The organism is Microbacterium istanbulense, from assembly GCF_037204145.1.
Lineage (GTDB): Bacteria > Actinomycetota > Actinomycetes > Actinomycetales > Microbacteriaceae > Microbacterium > Microbacterium istanbulense.
Genome location: NZ_JBBDGN010000012.1, coordinates 45,468 through 67,872, shown reverse-complemented (window position 1 = coordinate 67,872; position 22,405 = coordinate 45,468). Strand labels below are relative to the sequence as shown.

At 69.6% G+C, this 22,405-nt stretch carries 22 protein-coding genes; 8 read left to right on the top strand and 14 right to left on the bottom strand.

Annotated elements, in window-relative coordinates; translation table 11 throughout:
- Positions 1-5 precede the first annotated feature (5 nt).
- The 5 genes from WDU93_RS12215 to argG all read right to left on the bottom strand — a co-directional run bounded on the left by WDU93_RS12215 (position 6) and on the right by argG (position 7,599).
- Positions 6-2,654, bottom strand: a complete 2,649-nt coding sequence (locus tag WDU93_RS12215; RefSeq protein WP_337321007.1) for a penicillin acylase family protein — start codon at positions 2,652-2,654, stop codon at positions 6-8.
- Positions 2,655-2,792: 138 nt separating this feature from the next.
- Positions 2,793-4,655 carry a YhgE/Pip domain-containing protein gene (locus WDU93_RS12210; protein ID WP_337321005.1) on the bottom strand — a complete coding sequence of 621 codons (1,863 nt, stop codon included), beginning with the start codon at positions 4,653-4,655 and terminating at the stop codon, positions 2,793-2,795.
- Entirely contained in the window at positions 4,652-5,311 is a 660-nt protein-coding gene (locus WDU93_RS12205; protein WP_337321003.1) for a hypothetical protein, read from the bottom strand. Before WDU93_RS12205 ends, WDU93_RS12210 begins: the two co-directional genes overlap by 4 nt.
- Complete coding sequence (locus tag WDU93_RS12200; RefSeq protein ID WP_337321001.1) at positions 5,308-5,925, bottom strand: TetR/AcrR family transcriptional regulator; 618 nt, start codon at positions 5,923-5,925, stop codon at positions 5,308-5,310. Before WDU93_RS12200 ends, WDU93_RS12205 begins: the two co-directional genes overlap by 4 nt.
- Positions 5,926-6,153: 228 nt before the next feature.
- Positions 6,154-7,599, bottom strand: coding sequence for an argininosuccinate synthase (argG, locus tag WDU93_RS12195; protein WP_337320999.1), 1,446 nt, complete (start codon positions 7,597-7,599; stop codon positions 6,154-6,156).
- A 72-nt stretch (positions 7,600-7,671) separates the two neighbouring features.
- Here argG and WDU93_RS12190 point away from each other — a divergent pair, with 72 nt between their 5' ends.
- Positions 7,672-8,370: a ZIP family metal transporter gene (locus tag WDU93_RS12190; protein ID WP_337320997.1), complete on the top strand. Its 699-nt coding sequence runs from the start codon at positions 7,672-7,674 to the stop codon at positions 8,368-8,370.
- Positions 8,371-8,377: 7 nt separating this feature from the next.
- On the opposite strand, the gene WDU93_RS12185 is transcribed toward WDU93_RS12190, so the two are convergent.
- The 9 genes from WDU93_RS12185 to WDU93_RS12145 form a co-directional block, all read right to left on the bottom strand.
- On the bottom strand, positions 8,378-9,484 hold the full coding sequence (locus tag WDU93_RS12185; protein ID WP_337320995.1) for a hypothetical protein: 1,107 nt from the start codon (positions 9,482-9,484) through the stop codon (positions 8,378-8,380).
- Positions 9,478-10,236 (bottom strand): hypothetical protein, encoded by a 759-nt coding sequence (locus tag WDU93_RS12180; RefSeq protein ID WP_337320993.1) that lies wholly within the window; start codon positions 10,234-10,236, stop codon positions 9,478-9,480. The genes WDU93_RS12185 and WDU93_RS12180 overlap by 7 nt, the downstream gene beginning before the upstream one ends.
- Complete coding sequence (locus WDU93_RS12175; protein ID WP_337320992.1) at positions 10,233-11,279, bottom strand: vWA domain-containing protein; 1,047 nt, start codon at positions 11,277-11,279, stop codon at positions 10,233-10,235. The genes WDU93_RS12180 and WDU93_RS12175 overlap by 4 nt, the downstream gene beginning before the upstream one ends.
- The gene (locus tag WDU93_RS12170; protein WP_337320990.1) at positions 11,276-12,262 is read right to left on the bottom strand and encodes a VWA domain-containing protein; all 987 of its coding nucleotides are present in this window, start codon (positions 12,260-12,262) and stop codon (positions 11,276-11,278) included. Before WDU93_RS12170 ends, WDU93_RS12175 begins: the two co-directional genes overlap by 4 nt.
- Positions 12,253-12,741 (bottom strand): hypothetical protein, encoded by a 489-nt coding sequence (locus tag WDU93_RS12165; RefSeq protein WP_337320987.1) that lies wholly within the window; start codon positions 12,739-12,741, stop codon positions 12,253-12,255. Before WDU93_RS12165 ends, WDU93_RS12170 begins: the two co-directional genes overlap by 10 nt.
- Positions 12,728-13,612, bottom strand: coding sequence for a DUF58 domain-containing protein (locus WDU93_RS12160; RefSeq protein WP_337320985.1), 885 nt, complete (start codon positions 13,610-13,612; stop codon positions 12,728-12,730). Before WDU93_RS12160 ends, WDU93_RS12165 begins: the two co-directional genes overlap by 14 nt.
- A gap of 9 nt (positions 13,613-13,621) precedes the next feature.
- Positions 13,622-14,776, bottom strand: coding sequence for an AAA family ATPase (locus WDU93_RS12155; RefSeq protein ID WP_337320983.1), 1,155 nt, complete (start codon positions 14,774-14,776; stop codon positions 13,622-13,624).
- 86 nt (positions 14,777-14,862) lie between these two features.
- Positions 14,863-15,234, bottom strand: a complete 372-nt coding sequence (locus WDU93_RS12150; RefSeq protein ID WP_337320981.1) for a Pr6Pr family membrane protein — start codon at positions 15,232-15,234, stop codon at positions 14,863-14,865.
- Positions 15,207-15,590, bottom strand: a complete 384-nt coding sequence (locus tag WDU93_RS12145; protein WP_337320979.1) for a hypothetical protein — start codon at positions 15,588-15,590, stop codon at positions 15,207-15,209. Before WDU93_RS12145 ends, WDU93_RS12150 begins: the two co-directional genes overlap by 28 nt.
- Before the next feature lie 188 nt (positions 15,591-15,778).
- Here WDU93_RS12145 and WDU93_RS12140 point away from each other — a divergent pair, with 188 nt between their 5' ends.
- The 7 genes from WDU93_RS12140 to WDU93_RS12110 all read left to right on the top strand — a co-directional run bounded on the left by WDU93_RS12140 (position 15,779) and on the right by WDU93_RS12110 (position 22,376).
- On the top strand, positions 15,779-17,065 hold the full coding sequence (locus WDU93_RS12140) for an adenylosuccinate synthase (RefSeq protein ID WP_337320977.1): 1,287 nt from the start codon (positions 15,779-15,781) through the stop codon (positions 17,063-17,065).
- A gap of 7 nt (positions 17,066-17,072) precedes the next feature.
- Positions 17,073-18,170 (top strand): lactonase family protein, encoded by a 1,098-nt coding sequence (locus WDU93_RS12135; protein WP_337320975.1) that lies wholly within the window; start codon positions 17,073-17,075, stop codon positions 18,168-18,170.
- 59 nt (positions 18,171-18,229) lie between these two features.
- A complete protein-coding gene (locus WDU93_RS12130; RefSeq protein ID WP_337320972.1) occupies positions 18,230-19,654 on the top strand; it encodes a dihydrolipoyl dehydrogenase family protein in 1,425 nt (474 codons plus the stop codon).
- A gap of 125 nt (positions 19,655-19,779) precedes the next feature.
- Entirely contained in the window at positions 19,780-20,082 is a 303-nt protein-coding gene (locus tag WDU93_RS12125) for a DUF427 domain-containing protein (RefSeq protein ID WP_337320971.1), read from the top strand.
- Between the two features lie 38 nt (positions 20,083-20,120).
- Positions 20,121-20,975 (top strand): ABC transporter ATP-binding protein, encoded by an 855-nt coding sequence (locus WDU93_RS12120; RefSeq protein WP_337320968.1) that lies wholly within the window; start codon positions 20,121-20,123, stop codon positions 20,973-20,975.
- Between the two features lies 1 nt (position 20,976).
- Entirely contained in the window at positions 20,977-21,654 is a 678-nt protein-coding gene (locus WDU93_RS12115; protein WP_337320967.1) for an ABC transporter permease, read from the top strand.
- Positions 21,651-22,376, top strand: a complete 726-nt coding sequence (locus WDU93_RS12110) for an ABC transporter permease (RefSeq protein WP_337320965.1) — start codon at positions 21,651-21,653, stop codon at positions 22,374-22,376. The genes WDU93_RS12115 and WDU93_RS12110 overlap by 4 nt, the downstream gene beginning before the upstream one ends.
- Positions 22,377-22,405 lie beyond the last annotated feature (29 nt).

Sequence of the window (22,405 nt, the reverse complement as noted above, 5' to 3'; positions counted from 1 at the left end):
GCGGTTCAGCCGCCTGGCGTGAGCACCAGAGTGTCGACCGTGGCAGCCTTCACGGCCTGGGGCGAGAACGCCCAGGGGGTCTGGATGCCGACGGCCCAGTCTTCGGTCTGATCCGTGTAGTGCGGATGGAACGCGTGCCCGCTCGCGCCCGTGAGGTGGTTCCACGTCGAATCGTCGAAGTCAGCCAGGTCGATCACCATGCGCATGGAGGGCACGGTGACCGTCTGGTAGGACTCACCCAGCACCCATCCGGTGGCGTTCACCACCGAAGAGCCGCCACCGACCCGATAGGGCCCCCGGTTGAACAGCATCTCGATCGGGGCGATCCCCGACGACCCGAGAGTGTCGCTGACCAGGTCGATCTGGTGCAGCGATCCCCAGTTCCAGTGCCGCACGTCTGTGCCCTGCAGGTCTGTCAGCTCTTCGTAGGCCTGCTCGGCCGAGAACGCGAGCATCTCGTCCCTGCTGTCGACGTCAATCCGCTCGTTCACCCAGAGCGGGTGTGCGGGGTCGTCGAGCATGGCGCCGAAGACGGTGAACAGACGCCCCTGATCGTCGATCGGCATCGGCACCTCGCGGTCGGCGAAGATGTTCTGCGCGAGGTTCGACCACAGCACGTTGGCGTACGCCGCCGCTGCCGAGTCCGCGCCGTTCTGGGCGTCCCAGGTGCGCAGCAGGTCAACAGCCTCCCGCGGCCCCTCACCCGAGACATCCACATCGGGCATCGCAACAGCGAGTCGCTTGCCGATCCACATCTCCTCGTCCAACTGGATGTCGCGCATGTCTTGCGCGGTCAGCGGCCCCGCCGCTGCGCGCCGCTCGATCAGGTGCTCGATGCGCGCCGCGCGGTAGCCATAGTCCCAGTCGCGCGAAAGGAAGTGCTCGTAGGAGTCGTCGACGATGGCGTTGTTGGCCGTGACGATGTATCCGGATGCCGGGTTGTACGACACCGGCAGTTCGTCGAACGGGATGAACCCCTCCCAGTCGTACGCGCTGTCCCATCCCGGTTGCGGCAGCCAGCCGTCACCGGCACCGCGGATCGGCAGGCGACCCGGCGTCTGATAACCGATGTTGCCCTCCACGTCGGCATAGATGAGGTTCTGCGCCGGCACGTCGAAGAGGGATGCCGCGTGCCGGAACTCACTGAAGTTCTGCGCGGTGGAGAGCGCGAAGATCGCGGTCGCCGTGGTACCGGCATCCAGCGCCGTCCAGCGCAAGCTCACCGCATACTCGCCCTCTGGCACATCCGCGTCCGCGCCGAGCGGGCGCACCTCGTCGCCCTCACCGACCACCGGCGCCTCGGTGATGGCGGTGGCCGATCCCGTGAGTCCGGAGATGATCGGGCCGTGCGCGGTCGAGCGGATCGTGAGCTCGACGTCGTCGCCGCCGGCGACTTTGATCGTCTCGGTGCGCACCTCAAGCGGCACGAGCTTGTCGTCGCGCCAGTACTGGTCACCGTCGAGGCGCTCGATGTACAGGTCGGTGACATCGGTGGTGAGGTTGGTGAATCCCCAGGCGATCTGCGCGTTGTGGCCGATGACGATGCCGGGCAGCCCCGAGAACGAGAAGCCACCGACGTCGAACGGGCACTCGGCAGACACTGTCTCGCATTTGAGCTGCACCTGGTACCAGACCGAGGGCAGCGAGGCACCCAGATGAGGATCATTGGCGAGCAGCGGCATCCCGCTCTCGGTGAGGGCGCCCGAGACCACCCACGCGTTCGAGCCGATCCCCTCACCCACGCTGTCGATGAGCATGTCGGCCGCTGCGATGACGTCCGTCGTCTCGTGCCAGGTGACGCTCGCCAAGACGTCGCCGGCCTCGTCGTCGTCGAAGTAGGCGGCCGGTTCTGCATCGGTGGATTCGGATGCCTCGGGAGCCGACGTGCTGATCTGCGGCACGATCACGGGGTGCTGCTCGAACGGGTAGGCCGGGTAGAGCGTGTCGAGGATGCCGGTGACGTCGGCATCCGGGACTGCTGCGGCGAGGTCGGCGGCAAGCTGCGCGCGTGTCGACTCGTCTTCCAGGTTCGTGCGGAGGTCCCAGGCCATCGCCTTCAACCACGCGACGGAGTCGGCCGGCTCCCAGGGCTCCGGCTCATAGTCGGGGTTCTGCATGCCGATCACGGCATATTCGAGGGACAGCTCGGCACCCGAGCGCGAGGAGAGGTAGGCGTTCACGCCCGCCGCGTACGCCTCGTAGTAGCTGCGCGTCGTCTCGTCGAGCGCTTCGACCTCTTGTTCGGCGATCTTGCGCCAGCCGAGGGTGCGCAGGAAGGCATCCGTCCCTGCCTGGGACTCGCCGAACATCTCGGCCACCCGCCCCGCGGTCACGTGGCGACGGAAGTCCATCTCGAAGAAGCGGTCCTGCGCGTGCGTGAAGCCCTGGGCGAAGAAGAGGTCATCGGTCGACGAGGCGGTGATGGTGGGGATGCCGAGCTCGTCACGCTGCACGGTGGCCGTCGCGTGCAGACCATCGAGGGTGATCTCTCCCGACGTCTGCGGGAACGAGCGTTGAATCGTCCAGGTGACGAACAGGGCGACCGACACCGCCACGACCGCGAGGATCGCCAGCACGATGTACGCGACGCGGGCGATGCGGGCGCCCAGCGGGCGCGGCGGGGTCGCCAGGGTGGGGTCTTCTGACGTCGTCATCAGCGGCTCTCGCGGGTAAGTGTCAGCGGTGACACGGGGTTTCGCCCGATGCGGGTGCGCGTCTCGGGAAGGCGCGTGTTGGCATCCTATCCGCCCGCCGCCGTCGGGGGCGAGAGTTGTCCACACCCCGCACGCGCGTTACCCGATCAGGCTCGGCTGCAGATCGCGCAGCGTGCGCCGGTGCGTCATGCGGGTGACACCGATCGCGGCGAGGATGAGCGCCCCGAGCAGCCAGAGCGCGAGCACCGCGAGGTCCCACAGCGCACGGCTCAGATCGCCGCCATACATCAACTGGCGCATGGCGTCGACGACGTATCCCATCGGCAGCACGTGGTGCAGCGTGGCCAATGGCTCGGGCAGCGTCTGCCACGGGAACGTTCCGCCCGCCGTGACGAGCTGCAGCACCATGAGCACAAGCCCCATGAACTGCCCGACCGAGCCGAGCCAGACGTTCAGCGCGAGGATGATCGCCGCGTACGTCGCCGACGCCATCACCATCACGCCCAGCGAACCCCACGGATGCTGGAAGTCGAACCCGAGCGTCAACCCGAGCACGGCCAGCAGCCCCACCATCTGCACGGCACCCAGCGCGGCAGGGGTCAGCCAGCCGGCCAGGGTGATGCGGATGGGGGAGTGCAGCGCGGTCACCGCACGCCGCGAGATGGGTTTGACGATGAGGAAGAGGGCGTAGATGCCGATCCAGCCGGCCAGCGCCGCGAAGAAGGGGGCGAGACCCTGGCCGTAGTCTTTGGCGGCGGCGACCTTGTCGCTCGAGACGGTGACGGGATCGGCGATCGTGTCGGCCTGTTCGGCGCGCAGCTCGGCGGTCGAAGCGGGGATCGCGTCGGCGCCCTTGGCCAGTCCGTCGCGCAGCTCGGCGGTGCCGGCGGCGAGGGTGGCGAGTCCGTCACGGAGCTTCGCGGCGCCGGCATCCGCTGCCGCCGCACCGTCGGCCGCAGTGTCTGCACCGGTCGCCAGGGTGGATGCGCCGCCGGCGAGCTGGTCGGCGCTGGATGCCAGGGTCTGCGCCCCGGCGGCGAGCTGGTCGATCTTGCCGACCGTCGCCTGCACCGTGGCGTTGCCCTCTTGCAGGCGCGCCCCCACCGGGTCGAGCTGTGCGAGCACGTCGTCGATCTGCTCCTGCGCGAGGCCCTGCTCGGCGAGCAGGGCGGCGATGTCGCTGCGCGCCTGAGGCAGCGCGTCGGCGGCCTGCTGCACGCTGGCGCCGATGCGGTCGGCGGCGTCGGCGAGCTGCCGGTTGCCGTCACTGACCTGGTGGGCGCCGTCGGCCAGGCGGTGCGCGCCGTCGCTGAGCGTGCCGGCACCGGTGGCGAGCTGGGCCGTGCCATCGGCGAGCTTCGAGGTGCCGTCGGCGAGGGTCGCGCTGCCCGAGGATGCCGAGTCGGCACCGTCGGTCAGCTTGGTGGCGCCGTCCGTGGCGCTGATGAGGTTGTCTCGCACGGTGCTGAGGCCCGTGAGCAGCGTCTCGGCCGCCTCACTGCCGACCATCTGGGCAACGCTGCTGCGCACCTTCTCGACCGTCTGCGCGCCGATCGACGAGGCCAGGTAGTTGTTGGCGTCGTTGGTCTCGAGCTCGATCCGCGCCTGCTGTGGCTTCTCGCCAGCGACCGACGTCAGCGCGGCCGAGAAGTTCGCCGGAATGGTCACGGTGAAGTCGACCTCGCCGGTGCGCAGCGCCTCCTCGGCCTGGGCTGCCGACATCTCGCGCCAGTCGAAGTCGCCGCGCTCGATGAGGTTGTCGGCGACTTCCGTGCCGTAGTTGACGTCGTCTCCCGACCCGGATGCCGGCGGCGCACCCTCATCGTCGACGACGAGGGCGACGGGCACCTCGGGGAAGCGGCCGTAGGGATCCTGGTTCGCCCAGAGGTACAGCCCGCCGTACAGGATCGGCACGGCGATGAGCGCGACGAGGGCGAGGATGCCCATGCGCGTGGCGGTCAGGCGCCGCAACTCGGCGGCGATCATCGCGGGGACCTTCATCGGGCGTCTCCGTCCTCGAGCTGCAGCGGTTCGATCGGTCCGCTGGCGTTGATCGCGCCCAGCACGGGGAGGCGTTCGAGGGCCACGGCTGCCGATCCGCCGACGATGACGAGCATGGCGTAGCCGCGGTCGGCGAACTCGGTGGCGATGCGCCACCAGCCGTCGGGGCTGCCGCCATGGCGGTCGGGGGAGACGAGCACAATGCCCTCGGTGCCCTGGCGCAGCACGGCGAGCTCACACAGGATGCGCACGCGCGCGGCGGGGTCGATGTTGCCGATCGGCACCCCGGCGAGCTCGAGGTACCCCAGCCCGGCGAGCCACCTGCGCGCGTGCAGCGGGGTGGCCGGCAGACCCGCGAACATGAGCTCTTCGCCGACGACGCCGAGCAGCGTGATGTCGGGGTGCGGGTCGCTGACGTCGGGGGCATCCACGAGCGCGATCTTCACCCGCAGTTGCTGGGGGTCGACCTCGCCGTCGAGCAGCACGGTGCCGGTCTCGGGACGCATGCGGCCGCTGGCGATGAGGCCGAGCACGGTCGGGCGCTGTTCGGTCTCGGCAATCGCGAAGCGCACGGCGCCGGAATGGAACTCCAGGCTCATGGTCGGCAGCGCCTGGCCGCCCCTGCCCTTGCTGATGTCGCTGAGGCTGATCCTCATGCGGAGACCTCCGTGGTGATGTCGGGATGAGCGGCGAGCAGGGTGTCGGCCTCGCGCCAGGAGAGCCCGGCGATGCTCAGCACGGTACGGACGGCGACGCCTGCGGCATCCGGTGCGCTGGCGTCGGTGCGCGAGACGACCGTGCGCGAAACCTCTTCGATGAGGCGGGCGAGCATGGCGTCGGGCATGTCGGTGCGGAAGCTGCCGTCGAGCTGCCCGCGGCGCACGAGTGCGGCGACTGCCTGGCGCAGCGGCGCGAGGGCCTCGGCGGTCTGTTCGACGTGCGCCTCGTCGAGCGCGAGGGCAGCCGCGAGCTGTACGTGGGCCGCTTCATGCCAGAGCAGCGCGGCGAGGCGCGCCAGCGCGAGCCGCGCGTCATCGTCGGTCACCGCGTCGGCGAGGGCGTTGAAGCGCTGCGCACCGGTGACGATCAGCTCCCGCAGCAGGGCCTCGCGGTCGGCGAAGTGACCGTACAGGGTGCGGCGGGAGAGGCCGGCGCTGCGCGCGATCACATCGATCGAGGCGTGCGGGTCGGCCGACAGGGCGGTGCGGGCGGCGGCGAGGATGCCGGCGCGGTTCGCCTGGGCGTCACTGCGGGGTGCGCGGGAGGTCATGCCCCCAGGCTAGTTATGTTGCACATTACTGTGCAAGTTAGTTCGGGGGATTCACAGCATCCGCCTGTCCCGTTTCGCTGAGCCCGTCCCGATTCGCTGACGGATGCCGCAGATCGACCGGCACAACGGGACGGCGTCAGCGAATCGGGACAGGAAGGGACGGACGCGGAACGTGAGCGGGCACAAAAAGGGGCGGATGCTGCAGCATCCGCCCCTGACAGCAGCAGGTCAGTCGGTGCCGAAGTCGAAGGCGGCACCCTCGGATGCCGTGTCGACGGCATCCGCCAGCTTCTCGTCGACCTCGGAGACCGAACCCTCCACCGAACCGGTGATCTCGCCCGCCTCGCCGGCCGTGACGCGGCCGACGAGCTCGCCCGTCGCGCCGCCGACGAGGCCGAGACCCGCGTACTGCTCCAGGCGCGAGCGCGAGTCGGCGATGTCGAGGTTGCGCATGGTGAGCTGGCCGATGCGGTCGACCGGGCCGAAGGCGGCGTCGCCGACGCGCTCCATCGACAGCTTCTCGGGGCCGTAGGACAGGTTCGGCGAAGTGGTGTCGAGCAGGGTCCAGTCATCACCGCGGCGCAGGCGGATCGTCACCGAACCGGTGATCGTCAGACCGACCCAGCGCTGGATCGACTCGCGCAGCATGAGCGACTGGGGCTCGAGCCAGCGGCCCTCGTACATCAGACGGCCGAGGCGACGACCCTGCTCGTGGTACGTGGCAAGGGTGTCTTCGTTGAGGATGCCGTTGACCAGACGCTCGTAGGCGATGAACAGCAGCGCCATGCCGGGAGCCTCGTAGATGCCGCGCGACTTCGCCTCGATGATGCGGTTCTCGATCTGGTCACTCATGCCCAGGCCGTGACGGCCGCCGATGGTGTTCGCCTCGTGCACGAGGGCGACCGGGTCGGAGTACTCGACGCCGTTGATCGCCACAGGGCGGCCGGCGTCGAAGGTCACGGTGACGTCTTCGGTCTCGATCTCGACCGAGGGATCCCAGAAGCGCACACCCATGATCGGGTCGACGGTCTCAAGCGAGACGTCGAGGTGCTCGAGGGTCTTCGCCTCGTGCGTGGCGCCCCAGATGTTGGCATCCGTCGAGTAGGCCTTCTCGGCCGAGTCGCGGTACGGGAAGCCGTGCGCGACGAGCCACTCGCTCATCTCCTGGCGGCCGCCCAGCTCGGTGACGAAGTCGGCGTCGAGCCAGGGCTTGTAGATGCGCAGACGCGGGTTGGCGAGCAGACCGTAGCGGTAGAACCGCTCGATGTCGTTGCCCTTGTAGGTGGAGCCGTCGCCCCAGATGTCGACGCCGTCCTCCTTCATGGCGCGCACCAGCAGGGTGCCGGTGACCGCGCGGCCGAGGGGAGTGGTGTTGAAGTAGGTCTTGCCGCCGGAGCGGATGTGGAAGGCGCCGCAGCTGAGGGCGACGAAGCCCTCTTCGACCAGGGCGGTCTTGCAGTCGATCAGACGCGAGGCCTCGGCGCCGTACTCCAGGGCGCGGCCGGGGATCGACGCGATGTCGTCCTCGTCGTACTGCCCGAGGTCGCCGGTGTAGGTGTAGGGCACTGCGCCCTTGTCGCGCATCCACGCGACGGCGACGGAGGTGTCAAGACCCCCGGAGAAGGCGATGCCGACGCGCTCGCCGACGGGGAGGGACTGGAGGACCTTGGACATGCGTCCAGTCTATCGGCGGGCGGCGTGTCGCCTTGCCGTGGGTCAGTGCCTGTGCGGGCGTACGGTGTGCTCATGGATCAGGCTCTGCTGTGGGGCGTCGTCACCGCGGCGCCGCTGCTCGTCGGCGCGCTGCTGGCTCTCGTGCGGCCCTGGCCTGCCAAGCTGCTCGGACTCGTGCTGGGCTTCGGCGCCGGTGCGCTGATGGCCTCGATCGCCTTCGAGCTCGTCGAGGAGGGTCTGCTGGTGGCCGGCCCGCTCGCGCTCGTCGCGGGGGTCGTGCTCGGCGCGCTGGCCTACTACATCGGCGACCGCGTCGTGCGCGCACGCAGTCGTTCCGGTGCCGCCGGGGCGCCCCTGGCGGTGGGCGCACTGCTCGACGGCATCCCGGAGCAGTTCGTGCTCGGCATCGGCATCGCGTCCGGCGAGGGCGTCGGAGTCGCGCTGGCGATCGCGATCGTCGTGTCGAACCTGCCGGAGTCAATCGGCTCGGCATCCGATCTGCTGACCGGTGGGGTGCGCCGGGCGAAGGTGCTCGGCCTGTGGGCGCTCGTCGCGGTGCTTTGTGCCCTGGCGACCGTGGCCGGGTTCGCGCTGGCGGATGCTGTTGCGCCCCCGCTGCGCGCCGCGAGCATGGGCTTCGCCGCGGGGGCGCTGCTGGTCATGCTCGTCGACTCGATGGTGCCGGAGGCCCGCGAAAAGGGTGGCGAAGCCACCGGGCTGTGCACGGTGCTGGGGTTCGCGCTCGCCGCAGGTCTTGCCATCGTCGTGTGACGCGCGCTCAGAAGTCGGGGTACTCCTCGAGCCGCTGCTCGAACTCGGCGCGGTCGTCTTCGCTGAGCAGCTGCCGGGCGTAGATCATCAGCTGCAGACCCTCCAGTGGTTCACCGGTCTGCGCATGCTCGGCTTCGCGCTGCACCCGGAACTCCCCGGTGGGATCCTTCGACAGGTCGTACACGTTGGCGTAGAAGCGCAGCGGCTCGGGGTACGTATCGCTGTACCACTCCCAGGTGTGCTGCTTCTCGACGTCGGCCGAGCCGTAGAGCTTGGCGACCATATCGGCCGAGATGCCCGAATCGGCGGTGTTGAGCACGGCGAACCCGAACAATCCGTGCTCGAGCAGCACCTCTTCTGCCACCGCCAGCACCTCGCGCTTGCGGGCGTTGTCCTGGATCGGCTCCGCCGTCGTCCAGGTGGGGGAGGTGTACTTCGAGAGCATCGACTCGCCGCCATAGCCGTTGCGCTCTGGGCTGATATCCGCCTCGCCCGCCTTCACCCAGGTGTAGCCGAACCGGTCGCTGAGCCGGGTGCGGATGTCGGCCATCAGCGCGTCCCCCTGCGCCTGGGTCTCCTCGAGGGAGGGCTGGGAGAGGATGTCGTAGTTGGCCACGCCGCGGATGCCCGGGTAGGCCTCCTCGTGCTTCTGCGCCTCGGACTTCGTGCCGTCGTAGTCGTGGGTCGCCGCCGCCTGCACGGTGCCGATCGCGCCCACGGTTGCGACGTTGAACAGCAGGGCCACGACCAGGCCGATCGTCCCCAGCCTCCGTCCCTTCGGGCTGATCAGCGCGGCGATCACGACGCCGGCGACGATCAGCTGCACGACCAGCAGGCTCACGCCGTACATCGCATCGGTACCGCGGCCGATCAGCAGGATCAGCAGGGTGACGGCGAACAGCGCCGCGGCCAGCAGCGCGATGAGGCCGAGGGTGCTGACGGGCTCCTTGGTCTTCTCGACCGTGTGCGTGACGGATGCCGCCGCCGTCGGCAGCCCCGCCGCGGCATCCAGCGCGGTGCCGGCGCGCCGCGCACCCTGATACCCGCCGGGCGGGGGGAGGGGAGGCGCGCCCTCGGAACCGCCGACGTATCTGCTGCGCTGCTCGTCTACCACGGCTTGTCCGTTCCGCCGCCGCCCGAACCGCCCCCGTCGAGCTGGTCCTCGCGATCCTGCTGGCCCTGATTGAGGCGCTCCTCGATGTCGTCGAGCTGCTCCTGCGACGGCTGTTCCTGCTGCTGCTGTTCGCCATCCTCGCCCTGCTGCGGCGGCTGCTGGCTCTGCTGCTGTTTCTGCTGCTGCCGCTCCTGGTTCTGCTCGAGGGTGTCGCTCATGTCGCGGTTCGGGTCGGGCGACTGCTGCTGGGCATCGTCGCTGTGGCATTCCTCGGGCGTCTCGACAGTGATCTGCAGCGCCTCGCCGTAGAACTCCGCCGCCGCGGCCGCATCACCCTCCGCGATCGCCGCGTCGCCCTGCCGTTCGATCACCAGGGACAGGTTGATCCGGACGTAGCAGACGTCGAGTCCGCTCGCCTGGGGCAGCGCCTCTTCGAGCTCGGCGCGCGCGGCATCCAACTCTTCGGCGCCGGCCAGCGCCGTGCCGATGTTGTACGGCGCCTTGAACGACTCGAACCAGTTCGCCCAGTCCTGGCCTCGGGCCGCGGCCTCCGACTGGGCGTATCCACCGGTCACGTATGCGGTGATCGACTGGTGCGCGAATGCGTACATGCTCAGCAGCTTGCCGACGAACAGCAGGGCGGCCAGTGTCAGGGGAAGGGTGCCGATCGCGATCCAGCGACGGATGCTGCGCCGGCGGCGGTTCGCCGCGAGCAGCGCGGCCGCGGCGTCTTGCGGGGTGGGGGCGGTCATCGGTCACCTCCCGCCGCGGGAGCGGATGCCGGGGCGCGCAGTCCCCGCAACCGGACGACGAGCATCGTGGCGCGGGCGAGCTCGATGCCGATGAGCACCACCAGCACGAGCGCGGCGATCCAATACAGCTCGATCACATTGCCGACCTCGCCGGCCGAGGCGTAGTCGGTGGTGGTGGTCGGCGCCTCGGGTAGCGCAGGCGCGGCCTCCGCCTCGCGGTGCGTGTAGTCGACGCCGAGCTGTTCGGCGATGGTCTCGAGATTCGCCTCGTCGATCACCGAGCGGGCTGGGGCACCCTGGTACTGGATGTACTCGCCTTCGGCCGCGGTGCCCGTCGTCTTGCGCATCGGGCCGCCGTCCGCGGTGCCGTAGCCGAACACGCCCCCGCCGTCGATGAAGCTGCGGCTGCTGGCGAACGATTCGGGATCGGAGGCTGCCGTCTGTTCGCCATCACCCAGGTAGAACACCATGCGGGAGCGCTCGGGAGCGGCCTTCGCGGCGGCGGAGAGGGTGTCGGCCAGCATCCGGTTCGCGATGCCGATCGACGATCCCTGCGACTGGTCGGTGACCTCGGGTCGCAGCACGTCGACGGCCGAGATGAGGGCGGTCGCGTCGGTGGTCAGCGGCAGCCGCAGCTGCGGAGACGCGTCGAAGGTGATCAGCGCGAAGCGCGCGCCCGGGTACTCGTCGACGATCGCCTGCACGTCGGAGCGGATGCCGTCGAGCCGGGGTTCCTCGCCGTTCCAGTCTTCGGCGACGGTGCTCGCGGTCGTGTCGACCATGAGCACGATGTCGGTGTCGGTCGCGAGGGTCTGCGAGGTGCCGCCGGGGATGCCGGGGCGCAGCAGCATGACAAAGACCACGAGCACCGTGAGCAGCCGTAGCGCCCACACCCAGCGCGGGGTGCTCGCCTGGGTCCCTGACCCACCCCTCTGGGTCCCTGAGCTTGTCGAAGGGCGCACGAGCTCCCAGACGACGAAACCCGCCACCGGCGCGCACAGCAGCACGAGCAGCAGGGGATGGAGGACGGGCTGGAAGATCACAGGCGCACCCTCCACACCAGCACGAGGAAGCCGAGCACCACGACCAGCAGCGCGGCCATCCACAGGTTCGGGGTGTCGACCCAGACGACCTGCGCCTGGCCCTTCAGCGCCGTGGCCTCCTGCTTCTCGATCTCGGTGATGATGTCGCCGACCGTGGTCGTGTCGCGCAGGGCGTACGACTGGCCCCCGGTGATCTGGGTGGCGCGCACGAGCTGCTCGCTCACCTCGGCATCCTTCCCCTGCACGGGATTGAGGGCATACACGCGCACGCCGTTCGCCGCCGAGTACGCGGCTGCCTCTTCGAGGGTGAGGATCGACGCCCCGGCGAGTTCGTTGTCGGTGGCGAGGATGACCGAGCGCGAGCGCTCCTCGTCGAGGTGGTCGAAGCGCATCGCGCACGCGGCAAGGCCGTCGCCGATGAGCGAGGCGCCGGGGCCATTCAGGGTGCCTACCCAGTGCTCCGGGGTCTCGGACGTGTAGTCGAAGCTCTGCTGCACACGTTCGAGCTGCTCGCGGATGAACACGTAGTCATCGGTGAGGGGAAACACCTGCACCGGCGAGCTGTTGAAGATGGTCAGGCCGATCCGCTCGCCGTCGAAACCATCCAGCAGCTCACGGAACACCTCGAGCACTTCGACGTCGACCTCGGACATCGACCCCGACACGTCGAGGCAGAGCATGATGTCGCGGCTCGTGTTCACCGGCTGCACGGTCTGGGCCGACATGGGCCGTGCGGCGACGACTCCGCCGAGCAGCACCGCGATCGCCCCCAGGGCGAGGATGCCCGAGAGCAGCCCCATGCGGCGGCGCACGGCCGCGCGGAAGGCGGGCAGGGTGCGCAGGCGCTCTGCCCGCGAGACGAGGGCGCTCGGTGCGCGAGTGTCGCTGCCGCGTCGTCGCCACCCGAGGAGGATGCCGACGCCGATCGAGACGATCAGCACGCCGACGGCGACGAGCACGAGCCACCAGGTGTTCAATGCCACGAGGTCACCACCGTCCGCGCGGCGGCGGCGCCCTGCACGGGATCGATCGCAGGTCCGCGCTGGAAGATGCTCGGGTAGTAGTGCCGGCGGATCGCCTCGACCAACGCCGGGTCGACCCCGCGGGCGATCAGGTCGTCGAGGGCGAGCACCGGCGCCTCGAGTCCGGAGTACTCGTTCACGAACGCGCGCACGGCTCTGCTGAGCTCGAGGTTGGCGCGCTTGGCGTCTATATTCCCTGCGCGGTATGCATCCTCGATGCGCTGCACCTCATCGAGGTACTCCGTGCGCAGGCGCGCGAGCACCTCGGCGGTGAGCACGGGGCCGCCCGGGGCTCCGGCGATCGTGATGCTGCGGCGCGGGCGGGTGAGGAAGACCACCAGCCAGGCGAGCCCCGCGAGCAGGGCGAGGATGCCGAAGGCGAGGAGGATCCAGCCCCAGCCATACTGCACGGGCGGGTAGAGCTCGTCAGGTGCGGGCATGAGACCTCCGCCCCAGCATCGCGAGCAGCGCCGTCACGGTCTGCTCCTGGCCTCCGAGCTCGACGTGGGTGATCTCCAGCCGTCGCAGCAGTTCGTCGCGGCGCGAGGTGTCTGCGGCCTCCTGCGCCGCGAGCTCGGCGATCACATCCTCATCACCGTGCACGAAGTCGGGCACGACCCAGTCGGTGTCGGCGTCGCGGCGGGCGCGTGTGCCGCGACCGATCACCGGCTCGGCGTCGCGCAGGGTCAGCCAGAGTACGTCGTGCTGCACGGTGAGGCGGCGCAGCATCCGTTCGGTGGTCGCCGTGGTGGGGGTCTCATCGGTGACGATGACAACGATCATGCGGCGGGAGATGTGCTTGGCGACGTACCCGAGCAGCGCGTCACGGTCACTCGGTGCGCTGCTGTGCGCGATCGCGTGGTCGATGCTCCGGAGAGCGTGCTCGAGGCCGCCTTCGGTGCCGCTCGGAGCGAGGCGACGGATGCCGCCGGCATCGCCGTACACCACCGAGAAGTCGTCGCCGTGGCGCACGGTGAGAAAGCCCAGCGCACCGGTGGCGAGCACGGCGAGCTCACGCTTCGGGCGTTCATCCTCGGCGAGGGCGTTCATGCCGCGACCGGAATCGACGATGAACAAGACCGTGTGCCTGCGCGTCGCCTTGGTGCGCTTGATCAGCGGCTCGCCGTGTCTGGCGGTGGCGCGCCAGTCGATGTCGCGCACTTGATCGCCGTACTCGTAGGGGCGCAGATCCTCGAAGTCGAGGCTGCGCCCGCGCAGCAGCGAGGCGTACGCGCCGTCGAGCGCGTGCACCGACTTCTGCGACGAGCGGATGAAGAGCTTCGCCTTCACCTGGGTGATCAGACTGGGCATGAGCGGTGGTCAGGGAGTGGGCACCGAGGCGAAGATCTGGTCGATGATCTCTTCGCTGCGGATGCCCTCGGCATCTGCTTCAAAGGTGAGCAGCACCCGGTGGCGCAGCACGACGTGGCGCAGCGCGCGGATGTCTTCCGGGATCACATGGGTGCGGCCGTTGAGCAGAGCCAGCGCCCGCGAGGCCTGCAGGAATGCGATGCTCGCACGGGGGCTCGCGCCGTACTTGATGAAGCGGGCGCGTTCGGCGCCGATGTACGGGGCAGGGTTGCGGGTGACGTAGGCGAGCTGAACGATGTAGTTGCGGATCGCCCGGTCGACGTAGATGCGCGAGGCGATCTCCTGCAGCTCGTGCACGTCGTCGAGACTGATCGCGCCAGGCACGTGGCGGTCGGGGTCGAGCACGCCCGAGTCGATCCGGTTCAGGATCTCGAACTCCTCGGCGGGGCTCGGGTACTCGACGATCTCCTTGAGCAGGAAGCGGTCCATCTGCGCCTCGGGCAGCTCGTACGTGCCCTCCTGCTCGATGGGGTTCTGCGTGGCGATCACCAGGAACGGGCGGGGGAGCGGATGCACCTCGCCGCCGATCGTCGTCTGCCGCTCCTGCATCGCCTCGAGCATGGCCGACTGGGTCTTGGCGCTGGAGCGGTTGATCTCATCGAGCAGCACGAAGTTGGCATGCACCGGGCCGAGCACCGTGCGGAACGTGCCGGAAGAGGCGTCGTAGATCTGCGTGCCGGTGATGTCGCCGGGCAGCAGGTCGGGCGTGCACTGGATGCGCTTGAAGCTCGCCTTGACGGTGTCGGCGAGCGTGGAGGCCGCGGTCGTCTTGGCGAGCCCGGGGACGGATTCGAGCAGGATGTGCCCGCCGGCGATGAGCGCGACGAGCAGGCTGGTGCGCAGCCGCTCCTGGCCGACCATCTTGGTCGCGTACGAGTCGGTGATCACCTTCAAGATCTCCTGCGCCCGCACGAGATCGCCCGCTTCGGCCCCTGAGCCCCCCTGGGCGCCTGAGCCCGCCTGGGTCCCTGAGCCTGTCGAAGGGGCCTGGGTCCCTGAGCCCGCCTGGGTCCCTGAGCCTGTCGAAGGGGCGGCCGGAGGCGGGGGCGGCGCGGCAGACGCACCGGCGCTGGTCGAGGGCCCTGGCACAGGGAAATCGGTCATGCGTTCTCCTCCGGATCGGAACCGACGATCGCGGCGGCCCCCGGGCTCCAGGGTAACTGCCGGGGCCGACAGCCTCCTGGCGGCGCTCAGGACTCCACCGCGGTCAGGCGCGACGCTCGGGAGACGCCAGCGGCAGCCCGCCGGCGCCCGATCCAGACGATCCCCCCGGCGACCGCGATGATGGCGGCAGCGATCCCGAGCACATACCCGGCCACTCCGAGGAAACCCCCGGCGACCACGTGCGGGTTGAGGAACGGGTACGGGTACCAATACGGCGTGCCCAGCAGGGGCGCGATCACGAAGTCCGCGCGCAGCAGCGTATAGACCGCCCAGAGCAGAGGGAACGCGGCGACGACGAGCACCGTGGATGTCGGCAGCGCGCGTCGGCGGGGTGCGAACAGCACGTCGGCGAGCAGGAACAGCGGCAGGATCAGGTGCAGGGTCTCGTTGGTCCACATTCGTCCGAGATCCCGGCGATCGGGTACTGGCGCAGCAAGAGGTTGTAGACCAGCCCCGTGATGATCATGTACGTGCTCACGCACACCAGCGCCGTCGTCAACCAGACCGGTTCCGGCTCCGTCGTGCGGCGATGGCGCAGCGTCCACACCGCGCCGGCCGTGAGCACGATCGCCGCCGACACGTTCGCCAGCACCGTGAAATAGCTGAAGAAGTTGGTGAACACCGTCGGCAGGTGCGATCCCCACGCGGTGTCGGCCGCGATGGCGTTGCCGACCGACAGGGCGAGCTGACGCACAATCGCCGTCATGCCTATCACGGCGGCGAGAAGTCGGGCGTAGGGCCACCAGGTCGACATCGATCCTCCCCCAGCAGACTACCGATATTCCACCCGGTGGCACGTCGCCGGACGGACACCTGCCGCAACAGAGCGCCGTCCGGATGCCACACAGCGGGCCGGTTCGACGCCCTTCGCTAGACTGAACGCGCCCGCGAAGGGCCAGCTCATCGGCCGGTGCAAACCCGGCGAAAGCAAGGGGGATACCCATGCCAGGAATCGTGATCGTCGGCGTCCAGTGGGGCGACGAGGGCAAGGGGAAGGCGACCGATCTGCTCGGTGAACGCACCGACTGGGTCGTCAAGTTCAATGGCGGCAACAACGCCGGTCACACGGTCGTCGTGGGCGACGAGAAGTACGCCCTGCACCTGCTGCCCTCCGGCATCCTCACCCCCGGTGTCAACGCCGTGATCGGCAACGGCGTCGTGGTCGACCTCGAAGTGCTCTTCAGCGAGCTCGAGGCTCTCAGCGCTCGCGGCGTCGATGTCTCGCGCCTCAAGGTCAGCGCCAACGCCCACGTCATCACCCAGTACCACCGCACGCTCGACAAGGTCACCGAGCGCTTCCTCGGCAAGCGCAACATCGGCACCACCGGCCGCGGCATCGGCCCGGCTTACGCCGACAAGATCAACCGCGTCGGCATCCGCATCCAAGACCTCTTCGACGAGAACATCCTGCGTCAGAAGGTCGAGGGCGCCCTCGACCAGAAGAACCACCTGCTGGTGAAGATCTTCAACCGCCGCGCCATCACCGCCGACGAGATCGTCGACGAACTGCTCTCTTACGCCGAGCGTCTGCGCCCCATGGTCGCCGACACCGGTCATCTGCTCGACCAGGCGCTCAACGCGGGCGAGGTTGTCGTCTTCGAGGGTGGCCAGGCCACCATGCTCGACGTCGACCACGGCACCTACCCGTTCGTCACCTCGTCGTCGGCGACCGCGGGTGGCGCCTCCACCGGCTCCGGTGTCGGACCCAACCGCCTCGACCGCATCGTCGGCATCGTGAAGGCCTACACGACCCGTGTGGGCTCCGGCCCCTTCCCCACCGAGCTGCACGACGAGATGGGCGAGTGGCTGCGCAAGACCGGCTTCGAGTACGGCACGACCACGGGTCGCCTGCGCCGAACCGGCTGGTACGACGCCCCCATCACCCGCTACGCGACCCGTGTGAACGGCATCACCGATCTCGTGCTCACCAAGCTCGACGTGCTCACCGGCCTCGAGCAGATCCCGGTGTGTGTGGCCTACGACATCGACGGTGTCCGCTTCGACGATGTGCCGGTGAACCAGACCGACTTCCACCACGCGAAGCCGATCTACGAGTACTTCCCCGGCTGGAGCGAAGACATCTCCACCGCCCGCACCTTCGAGGATCTGCCGCAGAACGCGCAGGACTATGTGCTGGCACTGGAGGCGATGAGCAATACGCGCATCTCGGTGATCGGTGTCGGCCCCGAGCGCGACGAGGTCATCGTGCGGCACGCCCTGCTCGACTGATCAGCCGATGACCCGGTTCTGGGTCGGCGGCTACGGCCCCGACATGGAGGGGGATGCCGACGGCGTCGGCTTCCTCTCGGCCGACGAGGGTCGCGGCCCGTCGAGCCTCGCCTTCCGGGGCGTGGCGGCACCGGCATCCTCTCCGTCGTGGCTGGCCGCGCACCCCGCGCTCGATGTCGTCTACGCGGCGCTTGAAGGGGAGGGCGCTGTGGCGGCCTTCGCGCGCGCCGGCGAGAGCACGCTGGTGCCCCTCGGCCCTCGGATCCCGGTCGGTGCGAGCGTCTGCCATCTCGCGGTCGCGCCCGACGGGCGCTCGCTCATCGCCAGCAGCTACGGCGACGGCACCGTCACGCGCCTGGGCCTCGGCGGCGATGGCCAGCTCCAGCCCGCGGTCGTCGACCAGGCAGCCGCGCTGCGGGCAGCGGTGTTCGGCGAGAGCGAGCCGGAGCCGGGCGACCCGCATGCGGCATCCGACCCCTACCCGACCCCGTTCGGCGAGGAACCCCGCGCCTCTCACGCCCACGCTGCAGTGTTCCTGCCCGATGGGCGGATCGCCACCACCGATCTCGGCTTCGACCTCGTGCGCATCTGGCGGCCGACCGCGTCGGGGCTGGCTCGCGACCATGATGTGGTGCTCCCCCGCGGCACCGGGCCGCGGCATCTGGTCCTGCACCCGAGCGGGCACCTGCACGTGGTCACGGAGTACTCCGGCGAGGTGTTCACCCTCGCGCAGGGTGAGGATGCGATCTGGCGCCTTGCCGCGGCGACCCCCGTCTCGGAGATCGTGCAGGTGGGCACCGATTTCCCCTCCGAACTGTCCCGCTCACGCGACGGCGCCACGCTCTACGCCGGCATCCGCGGCAGCAACACGATCGCGGCACTGCGGGTGCGCGGCGACGGATCGCAGGTCGAGCCGTTCGCGCTCGCCGACGCCGGTGTGAACTGGCCGCGCCACCACCTGCTACACGAGGGCGTGCTGCTGGTGAGCGGGCAGCGCTCGGGCACGATCAGCGCGATCGACGTGGATGAGCGCACCGGCGCCCCGCGCGACGTGCGGCACACGGTCGTCGCGCCGACGCCCACCCACCTGCTGCTCGCGCGCTGACTGCTGCCCCACCGGCTCCCGATCTGGGCCAGACTGGCACTTCGACCGAAGGGGGCACCATGTCGACCGACGAGTATGACCTGATCGTGCTGGGCGGCGGCCCGGTGGGGGAGAACGTGGCCGATCGTGCCGTGCAGGGCGGCCTGACGGCGGTCATCGTCGAGAGCGAACTCGTCGGCGGCGAGTGCTCGTACTGGGCGTGCATGCCGTCGAAGGCCCTGCTCCGCTCGGCGCAGGTGCTGCGTGCTGCCCGTCAGGTGCCTGGCGCCGCCGAGGCTGTCACCGGCACCCTCGACGTGCCGGCGGTGCTCGCCCGCCGCAATGGCTTCACGAGTGACTGGCGCGATGAGGGCCAGGTGTCGTGGCTCGACGGCGCGGGCATCGACCTCGTGCGCGGTCACGGGCGATTGAGCGGAGAGCGCGAGGTGACGGTCGAGACGCCGGACGGCGGCACGCGCGTGCTGCGAGCCCGGCACGCAATCGCGGTGAGTACCGGCTCGGATGCCGCGATGCCCGACATCCCGGGACTGGCGGATGCCGCGCCGTGGACCAACCGCGAGGCCACCAGCGCGCAGGAGGTGCCCGCTTCGTTGATCGTGATCGGTGGCGGGGTGGTGGGCGTCGAGCTCGCCACGGCCTACGCCGGCTTCGGCACCCAGGTCACCGTGCTCGCCCGCAGCGGCCTGCTCACGACCATGGAACCGCTCGCCGGCGAGCGAGTCGCTGAGGGCCTGCGTGAGCTCGGCGTGGACCTGCGCCTCGAGACCGGCACCCTGCGCGTCGATCGCTACGACCACGGTGTGACGGTCACCACCACCGACGGTGAGCAGATCACCGCGGCCGAGGTGTTGGTCGCCACCGGTCGCCGACCGCGCAGCGGCGATATCGGGCTCGATGTGGTGGGCCTCGAACCGGGGCGGTGGATCGAGGTCGATGAGACGATGCGGGTGCCCGGCGTGCCCTGGCTGTACGCGGTCGGCGACGTGAATGGGCGTGCGCTGCTCACCCACCAGGGCAAGTATCAGGCGCGGGCCGCGGGCGACGTCATCGTGGCGCGCGCGACGGATGCCGCCGTCGACGACGCCCCGTGGGGGCGGCATGTCGCGACGGCCGATCATCACGCGGTGCCGCAGGTGGTCTTCTCCGATCCCGAGGTGGCGTCGGTGGGACCGACGGCGGATGCCGCACGCGCGGCCGGTCACCCGGTGCAGGTGGTCGACTATGACCTGGGTGCGGTCGCCGGAGCCAAGCTGCGCGCCGACGGGTATCGCGGCCATGCGCGGCTCGTGATCGACACCGACCGGGAGGTGATCCTGGGCGCGACGTTCGTCGGACCGGACGTCGACGACCTGCTGCAGGCGGCGACGATCGCGGTCGTCGGGGAGGTGCCCATCTCGCGGCTCTGGCACGCGGTGCCGGCGTATCCGACGGTGAGCGAGGTCTGGCTCAGGCTGCTGGAGGCCTACGGGCGGCAGTCCGCGTGAGCGCGGCGGTGGCGGGGCATCCATCCGATTCCTTGTCGTCTCCGAACAATCACGAATCCGTCGTGGAGCGCCGGGATGTCCGTGGTGTCCTCTACGCTCGAAAAGCGACCTGAGGAGGTACCCGCATGAAGGCAGTACTCGCAGGAACGGTCATCGCCGAGGCCGATGAGAGCGATCTCGTCCGCGTCGAAGGCAACTGGTATTTCCCGCCCGCGGCGGTGGCACCCGGCGTGCTCGTGAAGAGCCCCACGCCGTACACCTGCTCGTGGAAGGGCGAGGCACAGTACTACTCGCTGCAGGTCGGCGACGAGCTCTTCGTCGACGGCGCCTGGGCATACCCCGACCTGCCGCAGAGCGCGGCGCAGCGGGTGGGCCGCGAGTTCGCCGGCTACATCGCCTTCGCTCCCGGCGTGCAGGTCGGCCCCTAAGCCACGCCGGCCTCCCCCAACCGACCGGAGAAGACCGCATGATCGAGTTCCGTTCCGTGTCCAAGCGGTTCCCCGACGGCACCCTCGCCGTCGACGACTTCTCGCTGGTGCTGCCCGCGCGCCAGACCACGGTGTTCGTCGGGTCGTCCGGCAGCGGCAAGACGACGCTGCTGCGCATGATCAACCGCATGGTCGACCCCACCTCCGGCGACGTCGAGATCGACGGTGAGAGCGTGCTCTCGCGCGACCCGGTGAAGCTGCGCCGCAGCATCGGCTACGTCATGCAGAACTCCGGCCTCATGCCGCACTTCACCGTGCTCGAGAACGTCGGCACGGTGCTGCGACTCGACGGGGCGTCGAAGAAGGATGCCGAGGCGCGCTCGCGCGAACTGCTCGACGTGGTGGGGTTGGATCAATCGCTCGCCGAGCGATATCCGAGCCAGCTCTCGGGTGGGCAGCAGCAGCGCGTCGGCGTGGCCCGAGGTCTCGCGGCCGACCCCAACATCCTGCTCATGGACGAGCCGTTCGGGGCGGTCGACCCGATCGTGCGCGCTGATCTGCAGCAGGAGCTCATCCGCCTGCAGCGTGAACTCGACAAGACCGTCGTCTTCGTCACGCACGACATCGACGAGGCCTTCCTGCTCGGCGATCAGGTGGTCATCCTCGACAAGAGCGCCCGGATGGTGCAGTCCGGTACCCCCAGCGAGATCATGGAGCAGCCGGCGAACGACTTCGTCGCGGCGTTCATCGGCGCCGACAAGGGTCGCCGTGCGCTGCGGCTGAAGACGACACCGCACGGCACCGTGGTGGTGGATGCCGAGGGGCGCACGCAGGGCACCCTCCAGGCCGACACCGTCGTCGACGACAGCCTGCCGGCCGAGCAGGGCGGATGACGTGAACTGGGTCGTCGACAACCTCGGGCTCATCTGGGAGCTGAGCCTGGTGCACCTGCGCCAGAGCATCATTCCGATCGTGCTCGGACTCGTGCTCTCGATCCCGCTGGGCTGGGTGGCGTGGCGGTACCGCCTGGTGCGCGGCCCGATCATCCTGCTCACCGGTCTGCTTTACACGATCCCCTCGCTGGCGTTGCTCATCCTGCTGCCGGCGGTGCTCGGCTATCGCGCCACCAGTGAGCCGAACCTCATCGTCGCGCTGACGATCTATGCGATCGCGATCCTCGTGCGTTCGGTCTCAGACGGCCTCGACTCGGTCGACCCCGGGGTGCGGCAGGCGGCGACGGCGGTCGGTTACGCCTCCGGCCGCCGGTTCTGGACGGTGGATCTGCCGCTGGCCGGCCCGGTCATCCTGGCGGGGCTGCGTGTGGCGGCGGTCAGCACGATCTCGCTCGCAACGGTCGGCATCCTCATCGGGGTCACCAACCTCGGCTATCTGTTCACGAACGGGCTGCAGCGTCGCATCATCGCCGAGGTGTTCGCGGGAGTCGTGGCCGTCGTCGTGCTCGCCCTGCTGATCGACCTGCTGCTGGTGTTGCTGGGCCGCGTCATCATGCCGTGGGTGCGGGCGACGTCGGCGCCGGTGCGCGCGGCCGCACCAGTGAGGGCCGCCGCATGAACCTCTTCGCCGATGCCTTCGCCTGGCTGTTCTCACCCGAGCGGCTGGAAGGGCAATACGCCCTGCCAGTGCTGCTGGGGCAGCACCTGGCGTACACCGCGGTCTCGGTGCTCATCGCCGCGCTCATCGCCCTGCCGCTGGGCTGGCTGATCGGCCACACCGGGCGCGGGCGCGAAGTGGCCGTCGCGATCTCGGGCGCCGCCCGCGCGATCCCCTCGTTCGGTCTGCTCGTGCTGCTCGTGCTGCTGCTGGGCGTGCTGCGCACGCCCGAAGCAGCCGTGATCACGTTCGTGATCCTCGCGATCCCGTCGCTGCTCGCCGGCGCGTACACCGGACTCGAGGCCATCGACCGTCGCGTCATCGACGCGGCCAGGGCGATGGGTATGACCGAGTGGCAGATCTTCACGAAGGTCGAGCTGCCGTTGGGGATGCCGCTGCTGCTCGGCGGCCTGCGCTCGGCGCTGCTGCAGGTGATCGCCACCGTGACCATCGCCGCCTATGTGAACCTCGGTGGGCTGGGCTGGCCGATCATCCAGGGCATCCCGCTGCAGCGGTTCGACCAGGTGCTCGCCGGTGCCCTGCTCGTGGCCGCGCTCGCCCTCATCGTCGATCTGCTGCTGGCGGCAGCCCAGCATCTCGCGGTGCCCGCCGGCATCCGCGCCCAGACCACCGGCCGCGCGCGCAGCCGCGCCCCCCGTCGCGAACGGCTCGCGACCACCTGACCTTGACCACCAGACCGCACCACTGCACG

Bases quoted from the DNA above. Each gene is read 5' to 3' on its own strand.
- WDU93_RS12145 (WP_337320979.1), bottom strand. From the start codon at position 15,590: ATGTCGACCTGGTGGCCCTACGCCCGACTTCTCGCCGCCGTGATAGGC.
- WDU93_RS12180 (WP_337320993.1), bottom strand. From the start codon at position 10,236: ATGACCGCCCCCACCCCGCAAGACGCCGCGGCCGCGCTGCTCGCGGCG.
- WDU93_RS12210 (WP_337321005.1), bottom strand. From the start codon at position 4,655: ATGAAGGTCCCCGCGATGATCGCCGCCGAGTTGCGGCGCCTGACCGCC.
- WDU93_RS12125 (WP_337320971.1), top strand. From the start codon at position 19,780: ATGAAGGCAGTACTCGCAGGAACGGTCATCGCCGAGGCCGATGAGAGC.
- WDU93_RS12215 (WP_337321007.1), bottom strand. From the start codon at position 2,654: ATGACGACGTCAGAAGACCCCACCCTGGCGACCCCGCCGCGCCCGCTG.
- WDU93_RS12205 (WP_337321003.1), bottom strand. From the start codon at position 5,311: ATGAGGATCAGCCTCAGCGACATCAGCAAGGGCAGGGGCGGCCAGGCG.
- WDU93_RS12190 (WP_337320997.1), top strand. From the start codon at position 7,672: ATGGATCAGGCTCTGCTGTGGGGCGTCGTCACCGCGGCGCCGCTGCTC.
- WDU93_RS12155 (WP_337320983.1), bottom strand. From the start codon at position 14,776: ATGACCGATTTCCCTGTGCCAGGGCCCTCGACCAGCGCCGGTGCGTCT.
- WDU93_RS12200 (WP_337321001.1), bottom strand. From the start codon at position 5,925: ATGACCTCCCGCGCACCCCGCAGTGACGCCCAGGCGAACCGCGCCGGC.
- WDU93_RS12150 (WP_337320981.1), bottom strand. From the start codon at position 15,234: ATGTGGACCAACGAGACCCTGCACCTGATCCTGCCGCTGTTCCTGCTC.
- WDU93_RS12135 (WP_337320975.1), top strand. From the start codon at position 17,073: ATGACCCGGTTCTGGGTCGGCGGCTACGGCCCCGACATGGAGGGGGAT.
- WDU93_RS12165 (WP_337320987.1), bottom strand. From the start codon at position 12,741: ATGCCCGCACCTGACGAGCTCTACCCGCCCGTGCAGTATGGCTGGGGC.
- WDU93_RS12130 (WP_337320972.1), top strand. From the start codon at position 18,230: ATGTCGACCGACGAGTATGACCTGATCGTGCTGGGCGGCGGCCCGGTG.
- WDU93_RS12110 (WP_337320965.1), top strand. From the start codon at position 21,651: ATGAACCTCTTCGCCGATGCCTTCGCCTGGCTGTTCTCACCCGAGCGG.
- WDU93_RS12140 (WP_337320977.1), top strand. From the start codon at position 15,779: ATGCCAGGAATCGTGATCGTCGGCGTCCAGTGGGGCGACGAGGGCAAG.
- argG (WP_337320999.1), bottom strand. From the start codon at position 7,599: ATGTCCAAGGTCCTCCAGTCCCTCCCCGTCGGCGAGCGCGTCGGCATC.
- WDU93_RS12120 (WP_337320968.1), top strand. From the start codon at position 20,121: ATGATCGAGTTCCGTTCCGTGTCCAAGCGGTTCCCCGACGGCACCCTC.
- WDU93_RS12160 (WP_337320985.1), bottom strand. From the start codon at position 13,612: ATGCCCAGTCTGATCACCCAGGTGAAGGCGAAGCTCTTCATCCGCTCG.